This is a genomic window from Streptococcus sp. OH4692_COT-348 (assembly GCF_003859975.1).
GTDB lineage: Bacteria > Bacillota > Bacilli > Lactobacillales > Streptococcaceae > Streptococcus.
Genome location: NZ_RQZB01000004.1, coordinates 18,232 through 32,290, shown reverse-complemented (window position 1 = coordinate 32,290; position 14,059 = coordinate 18,232). Strand labels below are relative to the sequence as shown.

6 protein-coding genes are annotated in these 14,059 nt (G+C 37.2%); all 6 read left to right on the top strand.

Annotation, left to right across the window (positions count from 1 at the left end; translation table 11 throughout):
• Positions 1-14 precede the first annotated feature (14 nt).
• The 6 genes from EII37_RS03060 to EII37_RS03035 all read left to right on the top strand — a co-directional run bounded on the left by EII37_RS03060 (position 15) and on the right by EII37_RS03035 (position 13,977).
• Entirely contained in the window at positions 15-1,160 is a 1,146-nt protein-coding gene (locus tag EII37_RS03060; protein ID WP_124787549.1) for a polymerase, read from the top strand.
• A 141-nt stretch (positions 1,161-1,301) separates the two neighbouring features.
• Positions 1,302-2,726, top strand: a complete 1,425-nt coding sequence (locus EII37_RS03055) for a flippase (RefSeq protein WP_124787548.1) — start codon at positions 1,302-1,304, stop codon at positions 2,724-2,726.
• 1 nt (position 2,727) lies between these two features.
• Positions 2,728-3,825 carry a UDP-galactopyranose mutase gene (gene glf, locus EII37_RS03050; RefSeq protein ID WP_124787547.1) on the top strand — a complete coding sequence of 366 codons (1,098 nt, stop codon included), beginning with the start codon at positions 2,728-2,730 and terminating at the stop codon, positions 3,823-3,825.
• A gap of 24 nt (positions 3,826-3,849) precedes the next feature.
• Entirely contained in the window at positions 3,850-4,905 is a 1,056-nt protein-coding gene (locus tag EII37_RS03045) for a sugar transferase (RefSeq protein ID WP_124787546.1), read from the top strand.
• Positions 4,906-5,142: 237 nt separating this feature from the next.
• Entirely contained in the window at positions 5,143-7,125 is a 1,983-nt protein-coding gene (locus tag EII37_RS03040; protein WP_124787545.1) for a peptide ABC transporter substrate-binding protein, read from the top strand.
• 297 nt (positions 7,126-7,422) lie between these two features.
• Complete coding sequence (locus EII37_RS03035) at positions 7,423-13,977, top strand: SpGH101 family endo-alpha-N-acetylgalactosaminidase (protein ID WP_124787544.1); 6,555 nt, start codon at positions 7,423-7,425, stop codon at positions 13,975-13,977.
• Positions 13,978-14,059: the final 82 nt, after the last annotated feature.

The window sequence follows — 14,059 nt, the reverse complement described above, 5'->3', positions numbered from 1 at the left end:
ACTTAGGTAAATATATGAAAATAAAAATAAAATTATCAGAGTTATTATATTTTTCAGCTTTCTTTATTTGGTTGCTTTTTAATTTCATAGCTCAAACAAACTTAGTCCATAAATACCCTGAAATTTATCGTTTTCGAATAGTTGCTATGATAGTGTCTATTATAATACTTCTGATTAAACTGCTATTAGAAAGACACTCAAGTAAGTTTCTGATATTCTTCTTTTCATCTTTCTGCTTGTCTATCATTATTGGGATTACGACACATAAACTTTTTGATGCTCTCACAATAATTTCAACAATCCTATTTGTTATTTCTATAAGCAATGTGAATTTTAGAAAAGTATTGATTCTCTGGACAGTCTCGATTGTTCTCTTAATGATTTCCATATATGGTCTATTAAAGTTAGGCATAATTGAAAATACGCTGAGAGTCCAATTAGGAGGACGATTCCGTTTTAGCCAAGGATATCAATATGTTAGTCTCGGTGCTAATTATTTATTTCATCTGACTTTAGTATATCTATATTTAAGAAAAAGTAAAATCAGATTATCAGAAATTCTAATGCTTGGAATACTGAATTATTATTTTTACGTTAATACTGATACGAAATCAGCTTTCTTTCTTTCAATTCTAGCATTAGTATTGGTGTACATATTCAAAAATAAAGTAGTTAGTCAAAAAATTCTGAATGCCATTGGTAAAATTACGTTGACTGCAGGGATTCTTATTCCTATCATTTTGACTTATTTTTATAACGCAAACAGTAAATTATTTCAAATTTTAAACGTAGCTTTGACAGGAAGACTAAGTTTAGGACATAAGACATTATCTTTATATGGCGTGCATATGTTTGGTCAAAGAATTGATTGGGAATTGCAACAAAGGGCTACGTCTGTTTTTGATAATTATTTATACGTTGATTCATCTTTTGTAAATATTTTGTTGCATTATGGAGTGATTCTACTAGTTGTTATTTGGTATAGTTTCTATCAACTTAATAAAAGAGGACACTTTAATACAGTTGAGATGCTTGTTTTTATTGTATTGATACTTCACTCAATGTTTGATCCACAATTTTTTGAGTTAATGTACAATCCATTATTATTATTGATGGGTATTTCTTGGAGCAAGTATAGGTATAATTATCAAGATGTTTAAAGTTCTTGTGTTATATGTTTCTTTAGCTCTAAATAGAAACTAGTTAGGTTATTTATGTTCCAGAAAAGTTCACATAATTATTTTTGGACAGAATAATTTTCGCCGTTTAAAATAGTAGTTAAGTGAGGAATATATCCCCCTATGAAGGTTCTTAAAAATTATGCATACAATCTTTCATATCAATTATTAGTAATTATTTTACCGATTATTACGACTCCATATGTTACCAGAGTATTTAGTTCTGATGATTTAGGAACCTATGGTTATTATAATTCTATTGTTACCTACTTTATCCTGTTGGCTACCTTGGGGGTAGCCAATTATGGTACAAAGGAAATTTCTGCTAATCGAAAAACAATTCGTAAGAATTTTTGGGGAATTTATACTTTACAACTTGGAGCAACAGTCTTATCACTGACTCTCTATATTTTGCTTTGTCTAACGTTTTCGTTAATGCAAAACCCGGTAGCTTATATTTTAGGCTTAAGTTTACTTTCTAGAGGTTTAGATATTTCTTGGCTATTCCAAGGTTTAGAGGATTTTCGAAAAATTACAGTCAGAAATATTACAGTGAAACTGGTTGGCGTTATTGCTATTTTCCTATTTATAAAATCAGCTAACGACCTATATTTATATGTGTTTTTGCTTACCATTTTTGAATTGTTGGGACAATTAAGTATGTGGTTGCCGGCAAGAGAGTTTATTGGGAAACCGCACTTTGATTGGGAATATGCTAAGCAGCATTTGAAGCCAGTTATCTTATTGTTTTTACCTCAGATTGCCATATCGCTCTATGTTACTTTGGATCGTACAATGCTAGGTGCTTTGGCTTCAACAAAAGATGTAGGAATCTATGATCAAGCATTGAAGCTTGTCAATATTTTATTGACCCTAGTAACTTCATTGGGAAGTGTCATGTTACCACGAGTTTCAAATCTTTTATCATCAGGAAATCATAAAGCAGTTAATAAAATGCATGAGATGTCATTTCTGATTTATAATTTGGTTATTTTCCCTATTATGGCAGGTATGTTAATTATAAACGATGATTTTGTTAACTTTTTTCTGGGAAAAGATTTTCAAGATGCACGCTATGCAATAGCTATTATGATTCTAAGAATGTTCTTTATTGGTTGGACAAATATTATGGGGATTCAAATTTTGATTCCTCATAATAAAAATAGAGAGTTCATGCTTTCAACCACAATTCCTGCTATTGTTAGTGTCGGATTAAATCTTCTCTTTCTTCCCAAATTGGGCTATATAGGGGCAGCAATTGTATCTGTTTTAACAGAGTCTCTGGTTTGGGCTATACAGTTATTCTTTACTCGCTCTTATCTAAGAGATGTTCCGATTATAGGATCTATGATAAAAATTATGATTTCATCAGGATTGATGTATGGAATTCTGTTTTTTGTAAAAGACTTATTGAATTTACCGTCCATGTTAAATGTAGGACTTTCTACTATTTTGGGGGCAATAATTTATATCAGTTTAATTTTGATTTTTAAAGTTATAAATCTACGAGATATAAAACAACAGTTATTCAGAAATAAAGGGGTGTAATATGTACGATTATCTAATCGTTGGTGCTGGTTTGTCTGGAGCAATTTTTGCTTATGAAGCAACCAAGCGTGGAAAAAAAGTAAAAGTTATTGATAAACGTGACCACATTGGTGGGAATATCTATTGTGAGAATGTAGAAGGTGTTAATGTTCATAAATATGGTGCACATATCTTCCATACTTCTAATAAAAAAGTTTGGGATTATGTTAATCAATTTGCTGAGTTTAACAACTACATCAACTCGCCTGTAGCAAATTACAAGGGTAGCCTTTATAATCTACCTTTCAATATGAATACTTTCTATGCTATGTGGGGGACAAAAACTCCTCAAGAGGTCAAAAATAAGATTGCTGAGCAAACGGCTCATATGAAGGACGTTGAACCTAAAAACTTGGAAGAGCAAGCTATTAAGTTGATCGGTCCAGATATTTATGAAAAGTTGATTAAAGGATATACTGAAAAGCAATGGGGACGTTCTGCGACTGACCTTCCACCGTTTATCATCAAACGTTTACCAGTTCGTTTGACTTTTGATAATAACTACTTCAATGACCGTTACCAAGGTATTCCAATTGGGGGGTATAACGTTATCATCGAAAATATGCTGAAAGATGTTGAAGTAGAACTTGGAGTTGACTTTTTTGCCAATCGTCAGGAATTAGAAGCTTCTGCTGAAAAAGTTGTCTTTACAGGGATGATTGACCAATACTTTGACTATAAACATGGTGAGTTAGAATACCGTAGTCTTCGTTTTGAGCATGAAGTTCTAGATGAAGAAAACTATCAAGGAAATGCTGTTGTAAACTACACAGAACGTGAAATTCCTTATACTCGTATTATTGAGCATAAACACTTTGAATACGGAACACAAGAGAAGACGGTTATTACTCGTGAATACCCAGCTGATTGGAAACGTGGTGATGAACCTTATTATCCAATCAATGATGAGAGAAACAATGCTATGTTTGCTAAATATCAAGAAGAAGCAGCGCAGAATGATAAGGTCATTTTCTGTGGACGTTTGGCTGATTACAAATACTACGACATGCATGTGGTCATTGAACGTGCCCTAAATGTTGTAGAGGAAGAGTTTAAATAAGATAATGAAGGATAAAATTGATAGATGAAATATTATCTAAAAGAAGAATTTCTGAAGGATTCTGGTGCTCGAAATGCGGGAAATAAAGCTCGAAATGATGTTGAAGAAATAGTAGTTCGTGAGGGCTATAGTCCTTTGTTATTGATGGTAGATGATTGGTATCAAATGGGGACTATTAGAGCCCAACGACACAAGGCTAAAGCACTATCCAAAGCTATCTCTAAGTTAAAGGACGGGGATCAGCTACTGATTCAATTTCCTATGCTTCATCATAGTTTCTTTACGACTCATTTAGTCAAAAGAATGCAACGTAAAGGAGTGAAGGTTCACTTTATTATCCATGATTTAGAAGTTTTGCGCTATGCTAATTTGGATACAGTACCCTTGAAGCATAAAATTCGTGTTCATCTTCAAGAGTCTAGTCTTTTGAAACAAGCTGATGGTCTTATTGCTCATAATCCAGTTATGAAATCAGTGCTTGTTGATAAGGGGATTTCTGAGAAGAAAATAGTTAGTTTAGGTATTTTTGACTATCTGATCCCGAATTATCAGGACAAAGAAGATTTATCGAAGGAAGGGGCTATTATTGTAGCTGGAAATTTAGCTCAAGAAAAAGCAGGTTACCTGTATGAGTTGCCTGCAAGACCAGCATATAACCTCTATGGTGTTGGTTTTGATGAGGCTAGAAAACTATCCAATGAAACTTATTTTGGTTCATTCCTTCCAGATGAACTTCCTTCAGCATTAGAAGGAAGCTTCGGTTTAGTCTGGGACGGTGATAGTTCTAAAACTTGTAGCGGAGTATATGGTGAGTATTTGAGATACAATAATTCCCACAAGGCTTCTCTTTATTTGGCTTCTGGTTTTCCTATCATTGTTTGGGGGCAATCTGCTTTGGCTAATTTCGTCTTAGAAAAAGAGTGTGGAATTAGTGTTGAGAGTTTACTTGACTTAGAAGAAGTATTGGAACATTTGTCTCAAGAAAAGTATCAAGATTTGGTCAAAAATGCTAAGTCTGTAGGTCAAAAAATTCGTGAGGGTTCATATCTTCTTTCCGCATTGCAAGCTTTAAATGAATGAATCTAAAAATTTCTTAAATAGATAGATGGGGGAATTACTGGATTCCCTCTTTTCTTATATCAAGAGAGATTTAAGTGGAGAATGAAAGAACTATTTTATGAAATTTATCATTCGTGTAATTCATTTTAAGACGATTTTTCAGAATATATCAAATTAATTCAAAAATTCTGAAAATTATGTTGACATGTTTTTGAAAAGAGGCTATAATGGATAGAAAGTTTTCAAAGGAGAAAAGTGATGAAAAGTTCAAAATTTCTTGCCCTTGCGGGTGTTACGTTATTGGCAACCGGTGTTTTAGCTGCTTGCTCAGGCTCAGGTTCGGGTGCTAAAGGTGAGAAGACATTCTCATACATTTATGAAACAGATCCAGATAACCTGAACTATTTGACAACTGGTAAGGCTGCGACAGCAAATATCACTAGCAACGTAGTGGATGGTTTGTTAGAAAATGATCGTTACGGTAATTTTGTACCATCAATGGCCGAAGATTGGTCAGTATCTAAAGATGGTTTGACTTACACCTACACGATTCGTAAGGATGCAAAATGGTATACATCTGAAGGTGAAGAATACGCAGCAGTGAAAGCACAAGACTTTGTTACAGGTCTGAAATATGCAGCTGATAAAAAATCAGATGGTCTTTACCTTGTGCAAGAGTCAATTAAAGGCTTGGATGCTTATGTGAAAGGTGAAATCAAAGATTTCTCACAAGTCGGAATCAAGGCTCTTGATGATCAAACAATTCAGTACACCTTGAATAAACCAGAAAGTTTTTGGAATTCTAAGACAACAATGGGAGTTATGGCTCCAGTTAATGAAGAGTTCTTAAATTCTAAGGGAGATGATTTTGCCAAAGGAACAGATCCAAGTAGCATTCTCTACAATGGTCCATTCTTGCTCAAATCTATTGTAGCTAAATCTTCTGTTGAATTTGCGAAAAATCCAAACTACTGGGATAAGGATAATGTCCATATTGATAAGGTCAAATTATCATTCTGGGATGGACAAGATACCAACAAACCGACTGAAGCCTTCAAGGATGGAAGCTTCACCATGGCCCGTCTCTTCCCAACGAGTGCTAGCTATCCAGAGACTGAGAAATCATTTAAAGATAATATTGTTTATACCCAACAGGATTCAACTACTTACCTGGTAGGTACTAACATTGATCGTCAGTCATATAAATTTACATCTAAGACTACAGATGAACAGAAGACATCAACTAAGAAAGCACTTCTTAACAAAGACTTCCGTCAAGCACTTGCATTTGGTTTTGACAGAACAGCCTATGCTTCACAGGTCAATGGTGCGAGTGGGGCAACTAAACTTCTTCGTAACTTGTTTGTACCTCCTACATTTGTACAAGCAGATGGAAAGAACTTTGGTGAGTTAGTAAAAGAAAAATTGGTAACTTACGGAGATGAATGGAGTAATGTTAACTTAGCAGATGCTCAAGACGGTCTGTACAATCCTGAAAAAGCTAAAGCAGAATTTGCTAAGGCTAAGACTGCTCTTCAGGCAGAAGGAGTACAGTTCCCAGTTCATTTGGACATGCCTGTTGATCAAACAAACACAACAAAAGTTCAACGTGTTCAATCTTTCAAACAATCAGTTGAAGCAACTTTGGGAACAGAAAATGTTGTTGTGGATATTCAACAACTTCAAAAAGACGATGTCTTCAACATTACTTACTTTGCTGAAACAGCTGCTGGCGAAGATTGGGATATCTCAGATAACGTTGGTTGGTCTCCAGACTTTGCAGACCCATCTACTTACCTTGATATCATCAAGCCATCTGTTGGAGAAAATACTAAGACTTATCTAGGATTTGATTCTGGAACTAACAATGCTGCTGCTAAGAAAGTTGGTTTGGAAGATTATGAAAAGATGGTTGTAGAAGCTGGTGAAGAAGTTAGCAACGTTTCAAAACGTTATGAAAAATATGCTGCTGCCCAAGCTTGGTTGACAGATAGTGCCTTGATTATTCCAACAACATCACAGACAGGTCGTCCAATGTTGTCTAAGATGGTACCATTCACACTTCCATTTGCTTATTCTGGAAACAAAGGAACAAGTGAAGCTCTCTTGTACAAATATCTAGAAATTCAGGATAAAGCTGTGACAGTTGATGAATATCAAAAAGCTCAAGAAAAATGGATGAAAGAAAAAGAAGAGTCTAACAAAAAAGCTCAAGAAGAACTCGCAAAACATGTGAAGTAGATTTTAAACATCTATAGAAACAGAGTGATAGAGGATTTGGCATTCGATAGGAATGCTAAATCCTTTTTATTCTATGATAACTCCTTCTAAATGGCAGAGTATTATTTTGCAAGAATAAAGAAAAAATTAGCAATTTTCCTAGCTTTTCTATTGCTTTATCTGTCAATATTTGTTATATTAAAAGTGCAATTATTTTTTTTATAAACGTTAAACATTGCACTTTTCAGATGGAAAGGAGTATTTTTCGAACAAGAAATGTAAACGCTTACGAAAGTCGATGAAAGGAATTAGGGGTTAATGGATAAACGATTTTTTGAAAAACGCTGTACATACAGTATTCGTAAATTTGCACTAGGTGCTGCTTCAGTTATGATTGGGGCTAGTTTTTTTGCTACTGCTCCAGTAATGGCTAACACACCAACAGTTGGCTCAACAGATAATTTGCCAAGTGAACTGGCTGATTTGGATAAAAAAGCGAGCGATAATGGACGAGAGTTCGATAAGGAAGCTGCAGCAGCAAATCCAGGTTCTGCTGAAACAACAGATGGACCAAAAACTGAAGAAGAGTTATTAGCTCTTGAAAAGAAAAATAAAGAAACTACTGACAAATTGCCGAAAGAATTGGAAGGCAAAGCTGAAAAAGCCACTGATAATGGCAAAGAGGTAAATAAAGACCAATTAGCACAAGATACTGGTAGTCTAGTTCCTGAAGATGTTGCCAAAACAAAAAATGGAGAATTGAACTATGGCGCTACTGTTAAGATTAAGACTCCATCAGGAGAAGGCAGTGGTATTGTCATTGGTAAGGACCTTGTTTTGACTGTTTCTCACAACTTTATCAAGGATCAACAAGATGGAAATATTCGTAAGGTTGTGGATAATGATAAAGGGGATGGTGATATTTTTAGTATATCCTACCCTGATTTAGATGATGTAAAATTTAGTAAAAAAGATGTGATTCACTGGGATCGGGACGGCTATCTAAAGGGTTATAAGAACGATTTGGCTCTTGTAAGATTGCGTACAGTTCTTGAAAATGCTCCTGTAGAAGTTACTGAAAAGCCAGTTGTTAAGAAAGTTGGGGATAAAGTCAATATGTTTGGCTATCCTGCTGGTAAGTTGGCACCAGTTATTAACAGTGCTGTGGATTTTGCTGAATCTTATGGTGAAGGTGTTCAAGGAGTTGGTTATCAAGGTGGACAACCAGGTGCTAGCGGTGGCGGTATCTTTGACACGGATGGTAAATTGATTGGGGTTCATCAAAATGGTGTGGTTGGAGTCCGTAGTGGAGGCATCCTTTTCTCTCCAGCTCAATTAAAATGGATTCAAGATCATATTAAGGGAATCTCTAGTTCGAAACCAGCGAATTTAGAGGAAACTGAAAAACCAGTTGAAGAAAAGCCAAAAGAAGATAAGCCGAAAGAAGAAAAACCAGCAACAGCTAAGTCAGAGACACCAAAGGAAGTTACTCCGGAATGGCAAACTGTAGCAAGAAAAGAACAACAAGGGACTGTAGCCATTCGTGAGGAAAATGGTGTTCGATACAATAAGTTGTCTTCAACAGATCAAAATGACAATGCCAGCAAACCAGCCTTGTTTGAAAAACAAGGATTGACTGTGGATGCGAATGGGAATGCGAATGTAGATCTCACTTTCAAAGAAGAATCTGAAACAGGCAAATCACGTTTTGGTGTTTTCTTGAAATTTAAAGATACAAACAATAATGTCTTTGTTGGATATGATAAATCAGGTTGGTTCTGGGAATATAAGACACCAGGTAATAGCACATGGTATCAGGGTGGTCGTGTTGCAGCTCCAGTAAATGGCTCAGTGAATCATCTGACTATTAGCTTAAAATCAGATGGTCAGCTGAATGCAACAAATAATGATGTAAAACTTTTTGATACGGTTACTTTGCCAGCTGCTGTTAATGAAAATCTTAAAAATGAAAAGAAAATCTTACTTAAAGCTGGTACATATGGTACTGAAAAGACAGTTGTAAATATTAAGACTGACAATCAAGACGGAGTTCAAGCTACTGAAGCCACTGCTGAAAAAGAAACTGGTGCGGTGGTAGATGATAGTAAAGTGACTTATGATACCATCCAGTCTAAAGTCCTAAAAGCAGTGATTGACCAAGCTTTTCCACGTGTCAAGGAATATACGCTGAATGGCCATACTTTGCCAGGACAGGTTCAACAACTTAAGAAAATCTTAGTAAACAATCACGAAATTACACCTGAAGTCACCTATAAGAAGATCAATGATACTACCGCAGAGTACTTGATGAAGCTTCGTGATGAGAAGAATTTCATCAATTCAGATATGACCGTACGTTTGCAAGTTGTGGACAATCAATTGCACTTTGATGTAACCAAGATTGTCAACCACAACCAAGTTACTCCAGGTCAGAAGATTGATGATGAAAGAAAACTTCTCTCCTCTATCAATTTCTTAGGGAACTCACTTGTGTCGGTTTCAAGCGACCAAGCTGGGGCTAAGTTTGATGGGGCAACCATGTCAAACAACACTCATATCAGTGGAGATGATCATATTGCTGTAACCAATCCAATGAAAGATTTGGCTAAGGGTTACATGTATGGTTTTGTTTCTACAGATAAGCTTGCTGCAGGTGTTTGGAGCAACTCTCAAAACAGCTACGGTGGTGGTTCGAATGACTGGACTCGTTTGACAGCATTCAAACAAACTGTTGGAAATACAAACTATGTGGGAATTCAAAGCTCTGAATGGCAATGGGAAAAAGCTTATAAGGGCATTGTCTTCCCAGAATATACGAAGGAACTTCCAAGTGCCAAGGTTGTGATCACTGAAGATGCTAATGCGGATAAGAAAGTGGACTGGCAAGATGGTGCCATTGCTTATCGTAGTATCATGAACAACCCTCAAGGTTGGGAAAAGGTTAAGGATATCACAGCATATCGTATCGCGATGAACTTTGGTTCTCAAGCACAAAACCCATTCCTTATGACCTTGGATGGTATCAAGAAAATTAATCTCCATACAGATGGTCTTGGACAAGGTGTTCTCCTTAAAGGGTATGGTAGTGAAGGTCATGACTCAGGCCACTTGAACTATGCTGATATTGGTAAACGTATTGGTGGTGTCGAAGACTTCAAGGCTTTGATTGAGAAAGCGAAGAAATATGGAGCTCATCTAGGTATCCATGTTAACGCTTCTGAAACTTATCCTGAGTCTAAATACTTTAACGAAAATATTCTTCGTAAGAATTCAGATGGCAGCTACAGCTATGGTTGGAACTGGCTAGATCAAGGTATTAACATTGATGCTGCTTATGACTTGGCGCATGGTCGCTTAGCTCGCTGGGAAGAATTGAAAAACAAACTTGGTGAAGGTCTTGACTTTATCTATGTGGACGTTTGGGGCAATGGGCAATCAGGTGATAATGGTGCCTGGGCTACCCACGTTCTTGCTAAAGAAATTAACAAACAAGGCTGGCGCTTTGCGATCGAGTGGGGTCATGGTGGTGAATACGACTCTACCTTCCAACACTGGGCAGCTGACTTGACCTATGGTGGCTACACTAATAAAGGTATCAACAGTGCTATCACGCGCTTTATCCGCAACCACCAAAAAGATTCTTGGGTTGGGGATTACAGAAGTTACGGTGGAGCAGCTAACTATCCACTTCTAGGTGGTTACAGCATGAAAGACTTTGAAGGTTGGCAAGGAAGAAGTGACTACAATGGCTATGTAACCAACTTGTTTGCTCATGATGTCATGACCAAGTACTTCCAACACTTCACTGTAAGCAAGTGGGAAAATGGTACACCAGTCACTATGTCTGATAACGGTAGCACCTATAAATGGACTCCAGAAATGCGAGTGGAATTGGTAGATGCTGATAATAACAAAGTTGTTGTGACTCGTAAGTCAAATGATGTCAATAGCCCGCAATACCGTGAACGTACAGTGACTCTCAATGGACGTGTCATCCAAGATGGTTCAGCTTACTTGACTCCTTGGAACTGGGATGCAAATGGTAAAAAACTTCCTGCTGATAAGGAAAAAATGTACTACTTCAATACGCAAGCTGGTGCAACAACTTGGACACTTCCGAACGATTGGGCAAAGAACAAGGTTTACCTTTATAAACTAACTGACCAAGGTAAGACTGAAGAACAGGAAGTAGCTGTGAAAGATGGTAAGATTACCCTTAATCTTACTGCAAATCAACCATATGTTCTCTACCGTTCAAAACAAACCAACCCTGAAATGTCATGGAGTGAAGGTATGCATATCTATGACCAAGGATTTAACAGTGGTACCTTGAAACACTGGACTATTTCTGGTGATGCTTCTAAGGCAGAAATTGTCAAATCACAAGGCGCAAATGAAATGCTTCGTATCCAAGGCAATAAGAGCACAGTCAGCCTTACTCAGAAACTGACTGGCTTGAAACCAAATACTAAGTATGCTGTTTATGTCGGTGTTGATAACCGTAGTAATGCTAAAGCAAGTATCACAGTGAATACTGGTGAAAAAGAAGTGACTAGCTATACCAATAAATCACTAGCTCTTAACTATGTTAAGGCCTATGCCCATAATACTCGTCGTGACAATGCTACAGTTGACGATACAAGTTACTTCCAAAACATGTATGCCTTCTTTACAACGGGTTCAGATGTATCAAATGTCACTCTTACTTTGAGTCGTGAAGCTGGTGATGAAGCAACTTACTTTGATGAAATTCGTACATTTGAAAACAATTCAAGTATGTACGGAGATAATCATGATACAGCTAAAGGAACATTTAAACAAGACTTTGAAAATGTCGCTCAAGGTATTTTCCCATTTGTAATTGGTGGTATCGAAGGAGTTGAGGATAATCGTACTCACTTATCTGAAAAACATGATCCATATACACAACGTGATTGGAATGGTAAGAAAGTCGATGATGTTATCGAAGGAAATTGGTCATTGAAGACAAATGGGCTAGTTAGCCGTCGTAACTTGGTTTACCAAACAATTCCTCAAAACTTCCGTTTTGAAGCTGGGAAGACTTATCGTGTAACCTTTGAATACGAAGCGGGCTCTGACAATACCTATGCCTTTGTAGTCGGTAAGGGAGAATTCCAGTCAGGTCGTCGCGGTAATCAGGCAAGCAATTTGGAAATGCATGAATTGCCAAATACTTGGACAGATTCTAAGAAAGCTAAGAAGGTAACCTTCCTTGTAACAGGTGCAGACACAGGCGATACTTGGGTAGGTATCTACTCAACTGGTAACGCAAGCAATACTCGTGGAGATTCTGGTGGAAATGCGAATTTCCGTGGTTACAATGACTTCATTATGGATAAACTTCAAATCGAGGAAATCACGTTAACTGGTAAGATGTTGACAGAAAATGCTCTGAAGAATTACTTGCCAACGGTTGCTATGACTAACTATACTAAGGAATCTATGGATGCCTTGAAGGAAGCTGTCTTTAACCTCAGTCAAGCAGATGATGAAATTAGTGTAGAAGAAGCGCGTGCTGAAATTTCTAAGATTGATGCTCTGAAGAATGCCTTGGTACAAAAGAAAACAGCCCTGGTAGCAGAAGACTTTGAAAGTCTGAATGCTCCAGCGCAAGCGGGAGAAGATTTAGCAAATGCCTTTGATGGTAACTTATCAAGTCTATGGCATACGTCTTGGAGTGGTGGAGATGTTGGCAAACCTGCAACTATGGTCTTGAAAGAAGCGACAGAAATCACTGGATTCCGTTATGTGCCACGTGGATCAGGATCAAATGGTAACTTGCGTGATGTGAAACTGGTTGTGACAGATGAGTCTGGTAAAGAACATACTTTCACTGCAACTGATTGGCCAGATAACAATAAACCAAAAGATATTGATTTTGGTAAGACAATTAAGGCTAAGAAAATTGTTTTGACAAGTACTAAGACTTATGGAGACGGTGGTGATAAATATCAAGCTGCTGCTGAGTTAATCTTTAGTCGTCCACAGGTTGCAGAAACAGCTCTTGATTTGTCAGGTTATGAAACAGCTTTAGCGAAAGCTCAAAAATTGACCAGCAAAGAAAATCAAGAGGAGGTAGCAAGTGTAGTAGCTAGCATGAAATATGCTGCGGATAACCATCTCTTGACTGAAAGAATGGTTGCCTACTTTGCAGAATATCTCAACCAACTACAAGATCAGACTGCTAAACCAGATGCTCCTACAAGTAGCAAAGGTGAAGAGGTGGCACCGATTCTTGAAGTGCCTGAGTATAAAGGCCCAGTTGTAACAGCAGGTGAAGAAGCAGTTGTTAATGAAATTCCAGAGTACAAAGGTGGCGTCAATGCGGCAGAAGCAGCTGTCAATGAAGTTCCAGAATACAAAGGTGGAGCCAATGCAGTAGAGGCCTTAGTTCATGAATTGCCAGAATATAAAGGCGGTGCGAATGCAGTAGAAGCAGCTGTCAATGAAGTTTCAGAACACAAAGATGGGTCGAATGCAGCAGAAGTCTTAGTTCATGAATTGCCAGAATATAAAGGTGGTGCGAATGCAGTAGAAGCGGCTATCAATGAAATTCCAGAATACAAAGGTGGAGCCAATGCAGTAGAAGCTTTGGTAAACGAAAAGCCAGCCTACACAGGACTATTGGCTACAGCAGGCGATCAAGCAGCACCAACGGTTGAAAAACCTGAGTATCAGATTAGTCAATTGGGCCAAGGAAAACTTGCAGAATCTAAAACTTCAGTTTCAACAGAAGAGCAGAAGAGATTGCCAGAAACAGGAGAAAGCCAATCTGATACAGCTATCTTCCTAGCTGGCGTCAGTCTTGCCTTATCTGCTGCTGTCCTTGCAACAAAACGTAAAGAAAATTAAAGAAGACTGGATTTTAGAGTTTAAAGGAACTAGAATTCAGACAGAAATAACTTAGTTGGAGAGAACCTCTAGGTTCTCTCCA